The following is a 20,143-nucleotide window of genomic DNA, read 5'->3' on the forward strand; positions in this document are numbered from 1 at the left end:
AAAGGGTCATCAGGTTCACGCGGTCGATGGGCTCGGGTAGTTGTCGGGGCGCGGGGCGCGCGAGGGCCGTGCCGGGCGCTCCGCCGGGACGGTGCCTCGCGGGGCCGGAGTGGTGTCATCGGCCTCCCCGGGCGTGCCGGGCGAGGTGGCGCAGGGCCTCGGCGAAGTCCTCGGCCGCCCGGCGCACGGTCGCCGTGTCGTGCAGGCCCGGCCGGTGGTGCCAGGTGAAGGCGAGGCGGCCGTGCTGCACCGCGCCCACCACCTCCACCGGGTGCGAGCCGGGGTCGCGCGGGTCGTGGTCCTGTCCGAAGGAGCCGTGTTCGGCGCGGACGAGGCCGCTGTCCGCCGTCTCGGGGCGTGCGTCCCACTGGCCGAGGTAGTTGAACACCACCTGGCTGTGGGCCTGGGCGCCGAGGCGTTCGCGGACCTCGGGCGGTCCGAAGGTGCGCAGGGCGCCGTAGCCGATGCCGTTGGCGGGCACGGCGCGCAGCTGGCGGCGGACCGACTTCACCAGGGAGCGCCAGTCGCGGTCCGGGCCGAGGTCGCCGGGGTCGGACACCTGGAGGGCGACGGGGTAGACGGTGGTGAACCACCCGACGGTGCGCGAGAGGTCGACGCCGTCCAGCAGGTCCTCCCGGCCGTGGCCCTCCAGGTCCAGACGGACGCGGTCGTGGCCGGTCCAGCGGGCCAGTGCCAGGGCGAGCGCGGTGAGCAGGACGTCGTTGACCCGGGTGCGGTAGGCGGTGGGCGCGGAGCGCAGCAGGGCCGTGGTGTCGTCCTCGTCGAGTTCCACGCTCACCGTGGCGGTCGGCCCCTCGTGGGTTGCCGTGGCCGGGCCCGCCGGGGCGGGTTCGGCGCCCACCGTCCGCTCCCAGTGCGGCAGTTCGTGGTCGAGGCCGCCCTCGGCGACGTGCGCGGCCAGACGCAGGGACCATGCGCGGAAGCTGGTGCCGCGCTCGCCCAGCCCGACCGGGTCACCCTGGAGGGCCTGCCGGTAGGCCGTCTCCAGGTCGTCGCGCAGGACGCGCCAGGAGACGGCGTCCACCACCAGGTGGTGGACGACGAGGAGGAGGTACGCGGGCCGGTCCGGGTCCCCCGTGAACAGGGCCGCCCGCAGGTGCGGGCCGCGGGCCAGGTCGAAGCTCGCGTGGAGTTCGTCGGCGGCTTTCGCCATCGCGGCGTCGGCCTCCTCGGCGGACAGACCCGTCAGGTCGTGGCGTACGAGGATGCCGTCGCCTGCGGCGGGCGGCGGGTTGAACTGCCGCCAGCCGTGCTCGTCCTGGGTGAAGCACATGCGCAGGGCGTCGTGGTGCTCCAGCAGGGCGTCGAGCGCGGTGCTCAGTGCCCGCGGGTCGGGGCGGCCGTCGAGTTCGAGGAGCGCCGACTGGTTGAAGTGGTGGTGGGCCGCGCGGGGCGTGGCCAGGAACCACTCCTGGATCGGGGTGAGCGGTACCTCGCCGGTCACCGGGCCTTCGGCGGAGCTCCGGGGCGCGGCGCGGACCGCGGTGGCGAGTTCGGCGACGGTCTGGTGGGTGAACAGGTCCCGGGTCGCCACGTGCAGTCCGTCGCGGCGCATCCGGGAGACGACCTGCATACTCAGGATGGAGTCGCCGCCGAGCGCGAAGAAGTTGTCGTCGGCGCCGACCTCCTTGATGCCGAGCACGTCGGCCCATATACGGGCGATACGGCGTTCGGTGTCGGTGCGCGGCGCGGTCCGCGGGCCGTCCGCGGCCTGGGCGGCCCCGGGCGCGGGCAGTGCGCGCCGGTCGGTCTTGCCGTTCGGGGTGAGCGGCAGCCGGTCGAGGGGGACGAAGACCGACGGCACCATGTGCGGGGGCAGCGACCCGGCCAGGTGCAGCCGCAGTTCCCCGACGGGCAGCGCGGTTCCGGACGCCTCCGTGCCCGGGGTGCCGGCTTTGGACGGCTTTACCGGTACGACGTACGCGACGAGCCTGGTCGGTGCGCCGGGCCCCTCCCCCGCGCGGACGACCACGGCCGCGTCCCGCACCAGCGGGCTGCGGCGCAGCGCGCTCTCGATCTCCCCGGGCTCGATCCGGAAGCCGCGCAGCTTGACCTGGTCGTCGGTGCGGCCGGCGAACCGCAGTTGGCCGTCGGCGGTCCAGCGGACCAGGTCTCCGGTGCGGTACATCCGCTCCCCCGGCGTGCCGAACGGGTCGGGCAGGAACCGTTGCGCGGTGAGTCGCGGCCTGCCCAGGTAGCCGCGGGCCAGGCCGGGCCCGGCGATGTACAGCTCGCCGGTCACGCCGGGCGGTACGGGGCGCAGGGCGGCGTCGAGCACGTACACGCGCGTGGCGCCGGACGGGCGGCCGATGGTCGGGGTGCCTGTGCCCGGGGTGAGCGGGCCGGTCCAGGTGGCGACCACGGTGGCCTCGGTGGGGCCGTAGGAGTTGACCATGCGGCGGCCGGGGGCCCAGGTGTCGGCCAGGTCCGCCGGACAGGCCTCGGCGCCGACGATCAGGGTGCGCAGGCCGGGCAGGGCGGCGGCGGTCTCCGGCGGGAGCGTGGCCAGCGCCGCCGGTGGAATCAGCGTGTGGCTGACCCGCCGCTCGGCGAGGACCTCGGCGAGCCGCTCGCCGACCAGCGGCCCTTCCTCGCCCGTCACCAGCGCGGCGCCGCTGAGCAGGGAGACGCACAGTTCGAGGACGGAGGCGTCGAAGCTCGGGGAGGCGAACTGGAGGACCCGGTCGCCAGGACCCGCCGCGTACTGCTCGGCGGCCGCCGCGGCGAAGGAGGCGAGGCCCCGGTGGGTGACCACGACGCCCTTGGGCGTGCCGGTGGAACCGGAGGTGTAGATGACGTAGGCGGGGTGGGCGGGAGTGAGCGCCGTGGTGCGGTCGGCGTCCGTGAGTGCCGTGTCCGGTCCCTCGGTGGACCACACCTCGGCCGGGTCGTCGAGGACCAGGTGGGCGCCCGCGTCCCGGATCATGAACTCCCTCCGCTGCGGCGGGTAGTCGGGGTCCACGGGCAGGAAGGCCCCGCCGGCCTTGGTGACGGCGAGCTGCGCCACCACGGCCGCCGCCGAGCGCGGCAGGGCGAGGGCCACCACACGCTCCGGTCCGACGCCGTCCCCGACGAGCCGGCGGGCCAGCCGGTTGGCGGCCCGGTCCACGTCCGCGTACGTCAGCTCCCGGTCGCCCTCGAACAGTGCCACGGCGTCCGGGGTGCGGGCCACCTGCCGTTCGAACAGGGCGGGCAGGGTGGATTCGGGAACCGGGCGGAAGGTGCCCCGGCCCTGCTCCAGCAGGTTCTCCCGCTCGTCGTCGGAGGCCAGCGGCAGCGCGCCGAGCGGGCGGGAGGGGTCCTCCGCGACGGCGTGCAGCAGGGTGCCGAACTGTCCCGCCATCCGTTCGGCCGTGGCCGCGTCGAACAGGTCGGTGTTGTAGGTGAGCAGGGCGTGCAGCTCACCGGAGCCGGTCTCGGCGAACTCCAGGGTGAGGTCGAACGCGGCCTGCTCCGACTCCGGTTCGACGTCGGCGGCGTCGAGGCCGGGCAGGTCGAGGGCGACGGCCGGGGTGTTCTGGAGGACGACCATGACCTGGAAGAGCGGGCTGCGGCTGGTGTCGCGGACGGGCTGCACCTCGTCCACGACCCGTTCGAACGGCACGTCCTGATGGGCGAAGGCGTCCTGCACGGTCTGCCGTACGTCGCCGAGGAACCCGGTGAACGGCCGGTCGGCCTCGGCGCGGGAGCGCAGCACCAGGGTGTTGACGAAGAAGCCGACGAGGGCCTGTGTCTCGGGCCGGTCGCGGCCCGCGGTGACGGTGCCGACGGCTATGTCCTCGGTGCCGGAGAGCCGGGCGAGGTAGCTCTGGGCGGCGGCCACGAGCGTGGTGAACAGGGTGGTGCCGTGGTCCCGGGCGAGCCGGGTGAGGCGGCGGGCGGTCGCGGCGGGCACCACGAGCCGGGCGGTCGCGCCGGCGCTGGTGCGCACCGCGGGCCGTGGCCGGTCGGTGGGCAGCTCCAGCGGTGCGGTGTCGGCCAGTTGCTCCTTCCAGTAGGCGAGGTGTTCGTCGGCCTCGGCGGCGCCGGCCGTGCGCTGCCAGTGGGCGTAGTCGGCGTACTGCACCGGCAACGGAGCCAACTCGACTGTCCGCACGCCGAGTTCGGAGCGGTAGAAATGCGCGAGGTCGCCGACCAGGACGGAGGTGGACCAGCCGTCGGTGACGATGTGGTGCAGGGCGAGGGTGAGTACGTGGTCGTGCTCGGCCAGCCGGATCAGGCCGGCGCGCAGCAGCGGGCCCTCGCGCAGGTCGAAGGGGCGGACGCGCTCCTCGGCGAGCAGGCGGCGCACGGCCGGTTCCTGCTCCGCCGCGCCGAGTCGGCACAGGTCGTGTACGGGCAGTGGCACGTCGCGGGGCGGGTGGACGCGCTGGATGCCGTGCCCGTCGACGCTGTCGAAGGTGGTGCGCAGCGACTCGTGCCGCGCTACCACGGCGCCGAGGGCGGCGCGCAGCGCGTCGGTGTCCAGGGTGCCGCGCAGCCGCAGGGCGAGCGCGGTGACGTACTCGGCGCCGCCGGGCTCGAACTCGTGCAGGAACCACAGGCGTTGCTGGGCGTGTGACATCGGAGCGACCGCGTCGCGGGTGACCGGGACGAGCGGCGCGCGGCCGGATCCCCGCCGTTCGCCGAGCAGGCGGGCCAGGGCGGCCGGTGTCGGGTGGGTGAAGACCGCGCGCGGTGTGAGGTCGGTGTCGAAGGTCTCGGCGAGGCGGGAGGCGAGCCGGATGCTGAGGATCGAGTCGCCGCCGAGCTGGAAGAAGTCGTCCTCCACGCCGGGCGGTTCGCTGGCGAGGACCTCGCCGAAGACGTCCGCCGTGCGGCGCTCGGCCTCGGTGCGGGGCTCGACCCGCTCGGGGCCCGGCAGGGCGTCCGGCGCGGGCAGGGCGGCCCGGTCGACCTTGCCGTTGCGGCTGAGCGGCAGCGCGGTGAGCGGGACCACGGTGGTGGGTACGAGGTAGTCGGGCAGGGTGCGGGCGGCGAAGGTCCGCAGCTCCTCGGCGTCCCGGCCGGCCGGTCCGACGACGTAGGCGACGAGCCGTTTGGCGCCGGGGCGGTCCTCGCGGGCCAGGACGGCCACGTCGACGACGTCCGGGTGGGCGGCGAGGGCGGCCTCGACCTCGCCCGGCTCCACCCGGAAGCCGCGGATCTTCACCTGGTCGTCGGCGCGGCCGAGGAAGTCGACGGTGCCGTCCGGGCGCCGCCGGGCCAGGTCGCCCGTGCGGTACATGCGGGCGCCGGGAGGGCCGAGCGGGTCGGCGAGGAAGCGGCCGGCCGTGTCGCCGGGACGGCCCAGGTAGCCCCGGGCGACGCCCTCGCCGGCCAGGTACAACTCGCCCGGGCAGCCCGGCGGAACGGGCCGCAGCCGGGGGTCGAGAACCAGTGCCCGCATGTCGTCCAGCGGGCGTCCGATGGGGATCGTGCCGGGTACCGCCGCCGGGTCGGTGAGGGCGAAGGCGGTCGCGAAGGTGGTGGTCTCGGTGGGGCCGTAGCCGTCCACGACGGTCAGGCCGGGGCAGGCGTCGAGGACCCGGCGCACGGCCTGCGCCGGTACGACGTCACCGCCGGTCCACACCTGCGCGAGGCCGCGGAAGCAGTCGGGCGCGTCCTGGGCGAGGAGCCGGAACAGTCCGGCGGTCAGCCACAGCGCGGTGAGTCCGCCGTCGGCGGCGAGTCGGCGCAGCGAGGCCGCGTCGACGCCGCCCGGGGCCACGACCACGCAGCCGCCGTTGAGGAGCGGTGCCCACACCTCGAAGGTGGCGGCGTCGAACGCCACCGGCGAGTGCAGCAGCACGCGGTCGCAGACCCCGTCGGCGAACCGGCTGTCGGTGGCGAGCGCCGCCACGTCCCGGTGCCGCACGGCGACCGCCTTGGGCAGCCCGGTGGAGCCGGAGGTGAACATCACGTACGCCAGTTGGTCGGGATCGACGGACGGGGCGGGCCGACCGCCTCGCCGCGGTGTCCCGGGCCGGGCCGCCGCCACCTCCGTGGCGGTCAGTTGAAGGGTCGCGCCCGCCTGGGCGAGCATGGTGCGGCGGCGCTCCTCGGGGGCGCGGGTATCGACGGGGACGTAGGCGCCGCCGGCCAGGAGCACCGCGAGCTGGGCGACGACCAGTTCGGCGGAGCGGTCGAGGAGCAGCGCCACCCGGTCCTCGGGTGCCAGTCCGTCGGTGCGGAGCCGGTCGGCCAGTGAGCGTGCCCAGTCATGGAGTTGACGGTACGTCACCTCGCGTTCGCCGTCGTGGATCGCGGGTGCGTCCGGGGTGCGGCGCACCTGTTCGGCGAACAGGTCGACGGGGCTGCGCGGCGCGGCCCGGCGGGCGGTGGTGTTCCAGGCGGCCAGCAGTTCGCGGTCGGCTGGAGCGAGCACGTCCAGGTCGGTCAGGTCGGTGTCGAAGCCGTCGGCGAGGGCGGTGAGCAGTCCGGCAAGGCGGGCCGCGGCGCGCTGGACGGTGGCAGGGTCGAACAGGTCGGGGTCGTAGGCCAGGTCGAAGCCGAGTCGTTCACCCAGGTGAGCGCGGAGGCACCAGGGGAAGGTGGTGGCGTCGTCGGCGCGCACCTCCTCGACCCGGACCCCGGTGCGGGCCGTCGCCGACTCGTCCACGGGGTAGTTCTCGAACACCACCATGCTGTCGAACAGGGCCTCGCCGGACGGGACCTCGCTCACGGCCTGGATGCGGGGCAGGGCGAGGAAGTCGAAGCGGCGGGCGTCACTCTGCCTTTCCTGGAGGTCGCGCAGCCACGGCAGCACCGGCCCCGCGGGTATGCGGACCCGGGTCGGCACCGTGTTGATGAACATGCCGATCATGCCTTCGACGCCGGGCAGTTCGGCCGGGCGGCCGGAGACGGTGGTGCCGAAGACCACGTCGTCCCGTCCGCCGGAGCGGGCCAGGAGCAGCGCCCAGGCGCCCTCCACCACCGTGTTCACGGTGACTCCGGCACGGGCGGCACTCTCCCGCAGGCGCCGCGAGGCCCCGGCGTCCAGCTCGTGGTGGACGGCCGCGGCGGAACGGGCGCGGTGGGCCTCGGCGGGTGTGCGGTCGTACGGCAGCGGGGTCCGGGCGGTGAAGTCGGCGAGGGTTTCGGCCCAGTGCCGCTCCGCCGCCGTCTCGTCCTGCTCCCGCAGCCAGTGCAGGAAGTCCGCGAAGGGCCGCCGTACGGGAGGCGCCTGGTCGGGGCCGCCGGTGAGCGCGGCGTAGCGCTCGCAGACCTCGGTGAGCAACTGCCCGGTGCTCCAGCCGTCGAGGACGATGTGGTGGGTGGACCACACGAGGAGCACCTCGTCGCCGGGCAGGGCGGCCAGGGTGAGCCGGGTGAGCGGGGCCGTGCCGAGGTCCATGCCGGCGGCGCGGTCCTCGGCGAGCAGCCGCTCGGTCGCGTCGGCGCGCTCGGCGGGTGTGAGCGTGCGCCAGTCGAGGTGGCTGACGGGCAGTTCCGCGTGGCGGTGGACGATCTGGACCGGGTGCGGCAGGCCGTGCCAGTGGACGCTGGTGCGCAGCGCCGGGGTGCGGTCGGTGACGTGCTGCCAGGCGGCGGCGAAGGCCCCCGGGTCGGCGACGCCGGACAGCCGTACGGCCGTGCGGTCGAAGTAGGCGTGCTCGGTGTCCACGAGGCCGTGGAAGAGCATGCCGGACTGGAGCGGGGTGAGCGGCAGGACGTCCTCGACGTGGCGGCCTGTTCCGAGGAGCCGGTCGATGTGCTCCTGGTCGAGGCCGGCGAGCGGGAAGTCGGAGGGGGTGCGGCCGCCCGCCTCGGGGTCGGCGCAGTGGGCCACGATCTCCCGCAGGGCCGCGAGCATGTCATCGGCGAGCCGGTGGACGGTGCTCTGGTCGTAGACGGCGGCGGGGTAGGTCCAGCCGAGTTCGAGCCTGCCCTCCTGGACCACGCCGGTGATGTCCAGGAGGTAGGGCCGGGGTTCGTCCGGGTCGGTGTCCCGGCCGGCCGGGGGCAGGGCGCCGCCCAGCAGGCCGTCGGAGCCGCCGTCCGTGTCCCATTGGCCGTGGTAGTTGAAGCCGACCTGCGGGGCGGGGGCCCCGGCGAGCGGGCTGCCGGGCACGAGGTGGCGCAGGGCGCCGTGGCTCAGGCCGTGCAGCGGCACCGCGCGCAGTTGCTCCTTCACCGAGCGGAGCGTGTCGTGCCAGTCGGCGTCCGGGGCGACGCGCAGGGCGAGCGGGAACTCGGCGGTGAACCAGCCGACGGTCCGCGACAGGTCGACGTCCGCGAACAGTTCCTCCCTGCCGTGGCCCTCGACGCCGAGCAGGACGGTGTCGCGTCCGCACCAGCGGGCCAGGGTGCGGCCGAGGGCGCTGAGCAGGACGTCGTTGACCTGGGTGCGGTAGGTCTGCGGAACCGCGCGCAGCAGGGCTTCGGTAGTCCGCTCGTCGAGGGTGACGGAGAGGGTGGTGGCGGTTCCGTGGGTGTTGGGGCCGGGTCGGCCCGCGGGCAGGGCGGCCGGTGCCGTGCCGGTGCGTGTCCAGTACGGCAGGTCGGCGTCGAGTGCGCCGGATCGGGTGTGCCGGTCGAGCCGGGCGGCCCAGTGGCCGTAGGACGTGCCGGTGGGGGGCAGTTCCACGGGCCGGCCGAGCGCCGCCGCCCGCTGGGCGGTCTCCAGGTCCGCGAGCAGGATGCGCCAGGAGACGCCGTCGATGACCAAGTGGTGTGCGGTGATGACGAGTTGTCCGGGCCGTCCCGGGCCGCGGTCGAAGAACAGTACGCGCACGACCCGCCCGGTGGTGGGGTCGAGGGCGGATTGCGCCTCGTCCGTCAGCCGCTGGACCTCGGCCTCCAGTGCCGTGTCGTCCAGGCCTGCCGCGTCGTGCCGGGTGAAGACGCCGTCCGGTGCCTCGGGCAGGACGTTCTGGCGCCAGCCGTCGGCGGTGTGGCGGAACCGGGTGCGCAGGGCGGCGTGGTGGCGTACGAGGGCGTCGGTGGCGGCCTGGAGCGCGGGCCCGGTGGTGTCCGGGGCGAGTTCGAGGCGCTGGGTCATGGTGAACCGGAGGCGCTGCCCGGGTGTGCGGCCGTCCAGATACCAGCGCTGGATCGGGGTGAGGGGCGCCTCGGCCGGTTCCTCGGCGGTGTCCTGCTTCGGCGCCGACTCCTGTACGCACAGGGCGAGTTCGGCGACGGTCTGGTGGCGGAAGACGTCCTTGGTGGCGAGGGCGAGTCCGGCCTGTCGGGCGCGGGAGACGATCTGGATGCTCAGGATGGAGTCGCCGCCGAGCGCGAAGAAGTTGTCGCGGGCGCCGACGCGTTCGACACCGAGCACCTCCGCCCAGATCGCGGCCAGGCGTTCCTCTGTGCCGGCCCGGGGGGCGACGTAGGGCGTGCCGCTGTCGGGCTGTGCGGGCGGGGCGGGCAGGGCGCGCCGGTCCGTCTTTCCGCTGGTGGTGCGGGGGATGCGGGTCAGCGGGACGAACGCGGCGGGCACCATGTGGTCGGGCAGGGTGCGGCGCAGCGCGAGGCGCAGGGCGTCCGCGGACGGGACGCGGTCGGTGGCGGGCACGACATAGCCGACGAGCATGAGGCGGCCCGCGTTGTCGCGGGCGGCGACGGCGGCATCGGTGATGTCCGGTTGGTCCAGGAGGGTGGCCTCCACCTCACCGGGCTCGATCCGGAACCCGCGGATCTTGATCTGCTCGTCCGCCCGCCCCAGGAATTCGAGGAGCCCTTCCCGGTCCCAGCGGGCCCGGTCGCCGGTGCGGTACATCCGCTCGCCGGGCGGGCCGAACGGGTCGGCGAGGAAGCGGGCGGCGGTGAGGCCGGGCCGGTTCAGATAGCCGCGGGCCACCTGCGCCCCGGCCAGGTACAGCTCGCCGGGCGTGCCGGGCGGCACCGGGCGCAGGGCGGCGTCGAGGACGTAGGCGCGCAGATTGCCGCCGGGGCGGCCGATGACCGGGCGGTGCGGCTGGGCGGCGCAGCGGGCGTAGACGGCGTCGACGGTGGTCTCGGTCGGCCCGTACATGTTGTACACGGCGACGCCCAGGTCCTGTTCGGCGCGCACGAGGTCGCGCCAGACGGCCGGGGTGACGGCCTCGCCGCCGACGAGCAGAAGGCGCGGGTGGTGGCGGCCGGTGGCGAGTAGTCCTGCGGCGGTGAGTTCGCGCAGGTAGGACGGCGTGACGTTGACCAGGTCGAGGCGGTGTGCGGCGATGTGGGCGCAGAACGCCTGCGGGTCGAGGCGTACGTCCTCGTCGATCAGGTGGACCTCGTGGCCGAGAGCGAGGAGCAGCGGTCCTTCCCAGGAGGTGTCGAAGGAGAAGGAGGCGCTGAGTGCGGCCCGCAGCCGCCGTCCGTCGGCGGTGTGCGGGGCGAGCAGGCCCGTGCGGTGGTCGTGGCAGAGGTTGACCAGGTGCCGGTGTTCGACGGCGACGCCCTTGGGGCGGCCGGTGGAGCCGGAGGTGTAGATGAGGTAGGCGGCGTTGGCGGGCAGCAGGGGCCGGACGCGGTCGGCGTCGGTCGGGTCGTGGGCGGGCAGCCGGTCCCAGGGCACCGCGTCGAGGCCGGTCAGCAGGGTGTGCGGGCGGGCGTCGGCGAGGAGGAAGTCCTGCCGTTCGGCGGGGAGCGCGGGGTCCAGGCAGAGCAGGGTGGCGCCCGCCTTGAGGACGGCGAGCAGCGCCACCATCGACTCGGAGGTGCGCGGCAGCCGGACGGCGACCACGTCTTCGGGGCCTGCGCCCTGGGCGATGAGGTGGTGGGCGAGCCGGTTGGCGCGCTGGTTCAGCGCGGCGAAGTCCAGCGTGGTGTCGCGGGCGGCCAGGGCGGTGTGCCGCGGGATGCGGGCTGCCTGGGCCTCGAACAGGGCGGGGAAGGTGGTGTCCGGCTCGGGCAGGCGGGTGCCCTCCCCGTGGCGCAGTACGCGCTGCCGCTCGTCGTCGGTCATCAGCGGCAGCCGGTCCACGTTCCGGCCCGGGTCCTCGGCGGCGGCCTCCAGCAGGACGCGCAGCCGGGCGGCCAGGCGTTCGGCGGTGTCGGCGTCGAACAGACCGGTGTTGTACTCCAGGTGCCCGGTGAGTCCGTCCTCGCCCTCCACGAAGTCGAAGGCGAGGTCGTAGGTGGCGACGCGCACCGGCGGGGTGACCGGCTCCGCCGTCAGGCCGGGCAGTCGGAGCGGCTCGGCGCCGAGGTTGTGCAGGGCGACCATGACCTGGAACAGGGGGGTGCGGCTGGTGTCCCGCTCGGGCTGGAGGGCGTCCACCACGCGCTCGAAGGGCACCTCTTGGTGGGCGAACGCCTCCAGGGCGGTGTCGCGCACCTCGGCGAGCAGGTCCCGGAAGGGCACACCGGGGCGGACCTTGGCGCGGAGCACCAGAGTGTTGACGAACATGCCGACCAGGTCGTGCAGTTCGGACCGCTCGCGTCCCGCGGTGACGGTGCCGACGGTGACGTCCTCCTGTCCCGCCCACCGGGCGAGCAGGATCTGGCAGGCGGTCACCAGCGTCATGTAGAGGGTGGCGTCGGCCTCCCGTGACCGTTCGCGCAGCCGCTCGGTGAGTGCGGCGGGCAGGGTGAAGGTCAGCAGGGCGCCGTCGCGGGTGCGGACGGCCGGGCGCGGCCGGTCGGTGGGCAGATCCAGCGGGATCACGCCGTCCAAAGCCCGGCGCCAGTAGGCGAGTTCGTTCTCCGCGCGGTCGGCGCGGGAACGCTGCCAGGCCGCGTAGTCGCTGTAGCGGACGGGCAGCGCGGGCAGCTCGGGGCGGCGGTCCGCTAGGGCGGCCGCGTACAGCTCGCCGAGGTCCCTGGCCAGTACGCCGACGGACCAGCCGTCGGTGACGATGTGGTGGACGGCCAGGACGAGGACGTGCTCGTCGGCGGCGAAGCGCGCCAGGTGGGCCCGCAGCAGGGGGCCGGCGGCCAGGTCGAAGGGAGCGGCGGCGATCCGGTCCACGAGTGCGTCCAGGGCGGCGTCGTCCGGGAGGTCGAGCACCGGCAGGTCCACGGGCCGGGGCGGGTGGACGATCTGACGTGCCTGGCCGTCGTGTTCGGCGAACGTGGTGCGCAGGGCCTCGTGCCGGGCGACCACACCGTCCAGGGCGGTACGCAGGGCCGCGCTGTCCAGCGGGCCGCGCAGCCGCAGCACGGACAGGGTGGTGAACTCCGTGCTGCCCGGCTCGAACCGGTCGAGGAACCACAGGCGTTGCTGGGCGTACGACAGGGGCGCCGGGGCGCCGGGGGCGGTGGCCGGGATGACGTCGGCGGTGTCCGCGCCGCCCGGCTCGCCCAGGGCGACGGCGAGGGCGAGGAGCGTGGGGTGGGTGAACAGCAGCCGGGGCGAGACGTCCGTGCCGAAGGCGGCGCGCAGTCGGGAGGTGACACGGACGGCGAGGATGGAGTCGCCGCCCAGGGCGAAGAAGTCGTCGTCGACGCCGATCTCGTCGGTGTCCAGTACGTCCGTCCAGGCGGCGGCGACGAGCCGCTCGGCGGGGGTGCGCGGCGCGGTCCGCGTGCCGTCGGCGGCGAAGCCGTCGGGGCCGGGCGCGGGCAGGGCGCGCCGGTCGAGCTTGCCGTTGGCGGTGAGCGGCAGCGCGGCCATCGGCACATAGGCGGCGGGCACCATGTGCGCGGGCAGCAGGCCTTCGAGGTGGGCGCGGAGTTCGGCGGCGGGCGGGGGCGTGGCGCACTCCCCGAGGCGGGCGCCGCCGGTGCCGGTGCCGGTGCTGGTGCTGGTGCCGCCCGTGCCGGTGCCGACGACGTGGGCGACGAGGCGGCGGGTCCCGGCGGTGTCCTCGTACACGCCGACGGCGGCCGCGCCGACGCCGGGGTGGGTGTGCAGGGCGGCCTCGATCTCGCCGGGCTCGATGCGGTAGCCGCGGATCTTGACCTGCTGGTCGGCGCGGCCCAGGTACTCCAGGGTGCCGTCGGCCCGCCAGCGCGCCCGGTCCCCGGTGCGGTACATACGGGTGCCCGGACGGCCGAAGGGGTCGGCGAGAAAGCGGGTCGCGGTCAGTCCGGGCCGGTTCAGGTAACCGCGCGCCACCCCCTCACCGGCCACGAACAGTTCGCCCACGGCGCCCGGCGGTACCGGCTGGAGCGTGTCGTCGAGGACGTAGAGCCGCAGGTCGGGGATGCCGGTGCCGATGGGGCTCAGGGCACCGGAGTGGGCGGCCCGCCGGTCGAGACCGGCGTACGTCACGTGCACGGTGGTCTCGGTGATGCCGTACATGTTCACCAGGCGGGGCGCGGTGTCCGCGTGGCGGGCGTACCAGTCGGCGAGTCTGCCCACGTCCAGGGCCTCGCCGCCGAAGACGACCGTGCGCAGCGCCAACCGGGCGCCGACATCCGGGTGTTCGGCGTCCGCTCGGATCAACGGGTAGAACGCGGACGGCGTCTGGTTGAGCACGGTGACCTGCTCGTCGGCGAGCAGGCGCAGGAAGTCCTCCGGGGAGCGGGCGGTGTCCTCGGGGACGACCACGAGCCGGCCGCCGTGCAGCAGCGGGCCCCACAGCTCCCACACCGAGAAGTCGAAGGCGTAGGAGTGGAAGAGCGTCCACACGTCGTCGGCTCCGAAGCCGAACCAGTGCCGGGTGCGGGTGAAGAGCCTGACCACGTTGGCGTGCGGGACGATCACGCCCTTGGGCGTACCGGTGGAGCCGGAGGTGTAGATGGCGTAGGCGGGGCTCTCGGGCAGCGCGCGCCCCGTCGGTCCCGCGGCCGGGCGGCGGGCGAGGTCGGCGCGCACCCGCGGGTCGTCGAGCAGCAGGCGGGGCACGTCCGGGCCGGCCGTCGCGGTCTGCTCGGTGGTGACCGGGGCGACGGTCTGCCGCGTGGTGACCAGGGCGACGGGACCGGCGTCGGCGAGCATCCGCCGGACGCGCTCCCCGGGCAGCCGGGGGTCGAGGGGCAGGTAGGCGGCGCCGGTCTTGAGGACGGCGAGGACCGCGACGACGAGGTCGGCGGAGCGGGGCAGCGCGAGGGCGACGAACGTCTCGGGCCCGGCGCCGAGTTCGGCGAGCCGGTGGGCGAGACGGCTTGCCCGTGCGTCCAGGGTGGCGTAGTCGAGGCGTTCGTCGCCGCAGGTGACGGCCTCGGCGTCGGGGGTGCGGGCGGCCTGGGCGGCGAACAGCGCGTCCAGCGTGTCGGTGGGCCGGCCCTCCTCGGTGCCGTTCCAGTCGGTGAGCATCCGCCGCCGTTCCTCGGCGGTGGTCCAGGCCAGGGAGCGCACGGGCCGCTCGGGGTCGTCGGCCAGTTCCGTGAGCAGCAGGCAGAGCCGGTCGCCGAGGGCGCGTACGGTCCTCGCGTCGAACAGTTCGGGGTCGTAGGCGAGGTCGAAGCCGAACCGCTCGCCCTGGTAGGCCCGCAGCACCAGCGGGAAGTTGGTGGCGTCCCGGGAGGAGACATCGGTGAGACGTATCCCGGTCGTGGCCGAACGCGCCTCGTCGAAGGGGTAGTTCTCGAAGGCCACCATGCTGTCGAAGAGGGGGCTCCCGGCCGGCACGTCGCTCAGCGAGGTCAGTTCGGCGAGGGACACCGCCGCGAAGCGCCGTGCCTGCGCCTGTTCCTCCTGGAGGTCCCTGAGCCAGGCGGCGGCGGTGCGGCTGCCGTCCACATGGACGCGGGTGGGCAGGGTGTTGATGAACATGCCCACCATCGACTCGGCGCCGGGCAGGTCGTCGGGCCGTCCGGAGACGGTGGTCCCGAACAGCACGTCCCGTTCGGCGCTGTAGCGCGACAGGAGCAGTGCCCAGGCGCCCTGCACCACGGTGCCGAGGGTGAGTCCGGCCGACCGGGCGGACTGCGCCAGTTGGGCGGAGACCTCGTCGGACAGCGCGCTCGTGTGCACGTCGGCGGAGCGGGTCTCGTGGCCGGGGCGCCGGACGCGGTCGGCCGGCAGCGGGGTCGGGGTGGCGAACCCGTCGAGGGCGGTCCGCCAGTGCGCGTGGGCTGCCTCGGTGTCCTGGCCGGCCAGCCAGCGCACGTAGTCGCCGAACGGCCGTCGGGCCGGTGGCCGGGGTTCGGCGCCGGTGGTGAGCGCCGCGTACTCCTCGGACACCTCGGTGAGCACCTGGGCGAGGCTCCAGCCGTCCAGGATCAGGTGGTGGGAGGTCCACAGCAGGTGCAGCCGGGCGTCGGGGATCCGGACGAAAGTGAGCCGCATCAGGGGCGCCGTGCCCAGGTCGAGGCCGCAGGCGAGGTCGTCGGCGCGCAGCCGGTCGAGGCGCTCGGCCCGCTCCGCCGCGTCCACTTCGCGCCAGTCCAGCTGTGTGAGGGGGACTTCGACCCGGCGGTGTACGACCTGGAGCGGCACCGGGACGCCCTCCCACACCACCGAGGTGCGCAGGGCGGGGGTGCGGTCGGTCACCCGCTGCCAGGCCAGGGCGAGGGCGTCCGGGTCGCTCACGCCCTGGAGGAGCAGCGCGGCCTGGTCCACGTACACGTCGTCGTCTCCGCCGACAAGACGGTGGAAGAGCATGCCCTCCTGGAGCGGGGTGAGCGGCAGCAGGTCCTCGACGTCCCGGCCGTCACCGACGAGCCGGTCCACACCGGCCTGGTCCAGGCGGGCCAGCGGGAAGTCGGAGGGTGTACGCCCGCCCGCGCCGGGGCGGGCGCAGTGCTCGGCAATGGCGGCGAGCGCCCGCGCCATGCCCGCGGCCAGGCCCCGGACGGTGTCCTCGCGGTGCACCTGGTCGCTGTAGTGCCAGGTGATCTCCAGTTCGCCGTCGGTCACGAGGGCGGACACGTCGAGGAGGTGGTCCAGTGGCGCGTCGGGGTCCATGTCCCGGCCGGGGACGTCGGCGACGGGCGCGAAGTCTCCTGCGGCGGGCGCTTCCCACTGCCCGTGATAGGTGAAGCAGACGTCGGGCAGCGGCAGTCGGCCGAGCGCCCGGGCCTCGGGCCGGGGTGAGCCGAGGTGGCCGAGCGCCTGGTAGCCCAGGCCGCGGCGGGGCACGGCGCGCAGCTGTTCCTTGACGGACTTGAGGGTGGTCCCCCAGTCGTCCGGTCCGGCCGGGATCAGGGTGACCGGGTACTGGGTGGTGAACCAGCCGACCGTGCGGGACAGGTCGGCGCCCTCGTCCAGTTCCTCCTCGCGGCCGTGGCCCTCCAGGGCGACGGTCACCCGGTCGGTGCCGGACCAGTCGGCGAGCACCCGGCCCAGCGCGCTCAGCAGCACGTCGTTGACCTGGGTGCGGTACGCGCCCGGTACCCGCCGCAGGAGTGCCTCGGTGGTGTCCCGGTCCACGCGTGTGCGGACGGTGCGCACGGACCCGGCGAGCGGGGTGCCGGGCAGGTCGACGGGGAGCGGGGTGCGCGGCGTCGCCGTCTCGCGCGTCCAGTGGGGCAGGCCGTCGTCGAGGTCGCCTGCGCGGACGCGTTCGGTGAGGGTCCGCGCCCAGTCGGCGAACGGGGTGTGCTCCGGTTCCGGTCGGGGTTCCTCGCCGGCCGCCGCCTGTCGGTAGGCCTGCTCCAGGTCGGCGAGGAGCACCCGCCAGGAGACGCTGTCGACCGCCAGGTGGTGGGCAGTGAGGAACAGTTGCGGGCGTTCCCCGCCGGGCAGGAGGGCCGCGCGCAGCAGGGCGCCGGTCGCCGGGTCCAGGGCCGCGCGGGCCGCTTCCGCGGCCTCGGCGGGCGGGGTTCCGGCGTCGTGGCGGGTGAGCAGTCCGGTCGCCGGGCCGGTGCCGGGGTGCTGCCGCCAGGCGCCGTCGGTGGAGGTGAAGCGGGTGCACAGGGCCGGGTGGCGTGCCACCACGGCGTGCAGTGCCCGGTCCAGGGCCCCCTCGTCGAGGTTGTGAGGCAGGTCGAGCAGCATCGACATGGCGAAGTGCCGCAGCGGCCCGTGCGTGGCGAAGAACCACTCCTGTACGGGGGTGAGCGGCGCGGGTCCGGCATCGTGCGGGCGGCGGGGCGCGGGCACGGCGGTGGTGCGGCGGGACGCGGCGGCGGCCAGGTCGGCGACGGTCTGGTGGCGGAAGACGTCCTGCGAACCGATGTGCAGGCCCGCGGCGCGGGCCCGGGAGACGGCCTGGATGCTCAGGATCGAGTCGCCGCCCAGCTCGAAGAAGTTGTCCGTGACACCCACCCGGGCCACTCCGAGCACCTCGGCCCAGATACCGGCCAGGGTCTCCTCGCCGGGGGTGCGCGGGGCGACGAACTCCCGCTCCTGCGCGGTGTTTTCCGGCATGGGCAGGGCTCGGCGGTCCAGCTTGCCGCTGGTGGTCAGCGGCAGCGCGTCCAGCGAGGTGAAGGAGGACGGCACCAGGGCGTCGGGCAGCACCTCACGCAGGGCCGCGCGCAGGTCGGCGGGGGCGGGCCGGGGCGCGTCGGGTGCGGGGACGACGTAGGCGGCGAGGCGCGTGTGGCCGTGCGGGTCGGGCAGGGCGGCGACCGCGGCGGCGGCGACGGCGGGCAGCGCGAGCAGGGCGGCCTCGATCTCGCCGGGCTCGATTCGGTGGCCGCGCACCTTGACCTGGTCGTCGGCGCGCCCGAGGTAGTCGAGTCGGCCGTCGGTGGTCCAGCGGGCCAGGTCGCCGGTGCGGTACATCCGCTCCCCGGGTCCGCCGAACGGGTCGGGCAGGAAGCGGGCCGCGGTCAGGCCCGGCCGTCCGGCGTAACCCCGGGCGAGCTGGCCGCCCGCCAGGTACAGCTCGCCGCCGACGCCGGGCGGCACCGGCTGGAGCCGGTCGTCCAGCACATAGGCCCGTACGCCGGGCAGGGGGCGGCCCACCAGCGGGCGGTCCCCGCCGTCGATACGGCAGGACAGGGCGTCGACCGTGCACTCGGTGGGGCCGTAGAAGTTGTGGGCGGTCACGTCCGGGTGGGCGGCCAGCTCGCGCCAGAGCGCGGGGCCGACCGCCTCACCGCCGAGCATGAGGACCCGGGGGTGGTGCCGGGGGTCGGTGAGCAGTCCGGCGGGCAGCAGTTGCCGCAGGTAGGACGGGGTGACGTCGAGGAAGTCGACGCGGTGCTCGACGACGTACTCGACCAGCGCGGCCGGGTCCATCCGGGTGGTCTCGTCGACCAGGTGCAGCGGATGGCCGTCGGCCATCAGCAGCACGCCTTCGAGGGAGGTGTCGAAGGAGAAGGACGCGGTGAGCGCGACCCGCAGGGGGCCGCCGCCCGCCTCGGCGACGAAGCCGGCCCGGTGGGCGGCGAGCAGGTGCGCCGCCGCGCGGTGGGTGACGGTGACGCCCTTCGGCCGGCCGGTGGAGCCGGAGGTGTAGATGACGTACGCGGTGTGATCCGCCGCCAGTGGGGCGCGCCGGTCGGCGTCCGTGGGGTCGGTGTCCGGGGAGTCCGCGGGCACGGCGCGCAGGACCGTCTCGTCGAGGACCAGGGCCGGGCGGGCGTCGTCCAGCAGGAACCGGACCCTCTCCTCGGGCAGGGCCGGATCCAGCGGGAGATATCCCGCGCCGGACTTCCAGACGGCGAGGATCGCGACGATCATGTCGGCGGTGCGCGGGAGCCGCAGTGCGACCAGCCGTTCGGGACCTGCGCCGCGGGCGATGAGATGGTGGGCGAGCCGGTTGGCGCGGGCGTTGAGCGTGGCGTAGTCCAGCCGTTCGCCGCCCGCGACGAGCGCGAGGGCGTCGGAGGTCCGGGCCGCGCGGCGCTCGAACAGTTCGGGGTGGACGGTGTCCGTGACGGGGAGCGGGGCGGGGTTCCAGTCGTGGACGACCCGTCGGGTCTCCGCCTCGGAGAGCAGGGGCAGGCTGCCCAGCGCTCGGTCCGGCGCGGCGCAGGCGCCTTCGAGCAGACGTGTCAGCTGTCCGGCCATCCGCTCGGCGGTGGCCGCGTCGAACAGGTCGGTGCGGTACTCAAGGAGGCCGGTCAGGCCCTCACCGTCCGGCACGAACTCGACGCTCAGGTCGAAGGTGGCCGCCTGCCGGGGCACGGCGACCGGAGTGATGGTGAGCCCGCGCGGGGCGGTCGCGGCGGGCGGGTCGGGGTGCAGCAGGACCATCACGTCGAACAGCGGGTTGCGGCCGGCCTCGCGGGGCGCGCCCACCGCCTCCACGACCCGCTCGAACGGGGTGTCGCCGTGGGCGAAGGCGTCGCCCACCGTCTCGGCCGCCAGGGCGAGGAGTTCACGGAAGGACCCGGAGGCCTCCACCGGGGTGCGCAGCACGACGGTGTTCACGAAGAACCCGACGCTGCGTTCCAGGTCGGTGCGGGAGCGGCCGGGCGTGAGGGAGCCGACGGTGATGTCGTCCTGGCCCGACCAGCGGGCCAGCAGCGCCTGTGCGGTAGCGACCAGGGCGGTGTGCAGGGTGGTGTGCTGCTGCCTGGCGAGGTCGCGCAGGCGCGCGGTCAGACGGGCCGGGACGGCGAAGGAGTGGACGGCGCCCTCGCCCGCCTCCTCGCCGCGCCGCGGCCGGTCCAGGGGCAGCTCGGGCGCCACAGCCCCGGCCAGACGCTGTCTCCAGTGGGCGAGTTCGCCGTCGAGGCGGGCGCCCGAGAGCCGGGCGCGCTGCCACGCCGCGAAGTCCGGGTACTGCGTGGCCACCGGCGGCAGGGCGGGCGCGGCGCCCTGCGCGAAGGCGTCGTAGGCGGTGCACAGCTCGTCCAGGACGATGCCCGTCGACCAGCCGTCCGTGATGATGTGATGGGCCGTCAGCAGCAGGACGTGGGAGGTGGCGGACTCGCGCAGCAGCAGGGCGCGCAGCAGCGGCCCACTGCTCAGGTCGAAGGGGCGGGAGTACTCGGCCAGGAGGTCCTTGTGCAGGTCGCCCGCGTCCCGGACCGGCAGCGGCACCGGGCCCGCCGGGTGGACGCGCTGCACCGGGCGCCCTTCGGTCTCCTCGAAGGTGGTGCGCAGCGCCTCGTGCCGGGCCACGACGGCGGTCAGGGCCGCGCGCAGCGCCTCCTGGTCCGGCGCGCCGGTGAGGCGCAGGGCGACCGCGCTGTTGTAGCGGGCGTCGCCGGGCCGCAGCCGGTCCAGGAACCACAGCCGCTGCTGTGCGAAGGACAGCGGCAGGGGGCGCTCCCGGTCGGCGCGCGGGATGCCCTGCCGGGCGGCCGGGGCGGCGCCGCCGGTCCGGCCGGCGAGCCGGCGTCGCAGCGCCTCCCGCATGTCCTCGGGCAGGGCCTCGGCACGGGCCTGCCGGGAGGGGCGGGACGGCTGACGTGTGGAGTCAGCGGGATCCGAAGCAGAGTTCGAAGCGGAGTTCGAAGGGGTCGAAGACGTCATGGTCGT

The 20,143-nt window shown here is 75.2% G+C and carries 1 protein-coding gene; it reads right to left on the minus strand.

Translation table 11 applies throughout. The features are described 5' to 3' along the window. Positions 1-115: 115 nt before the first annotated feature. Positions 116-20,137: a non-ribosomal peptide synthase/polyketide synthase gene (locus CP975_RS03000; RefSeq protein ID WP_150476549.1), complete on the minus strand. Its 20,022-nt coding sequence runs from the start codon at positions 20,135-20,137 to the stop codon at positions 116-118. Between the last annotated feature and the right edge of the window lie 6 nt (positions 20,138-20,143).

It is taken from the genome of Streptomyces alboniger (genome assembly GCF_008704395.1).
Taxonomy (GTDB): domain Bacteria; phylum Actinomycetota; class Actinomycetes; order Streptomycetales; family Streptomycetaceae; genus Streptomyces; species Streptomyces alboniger.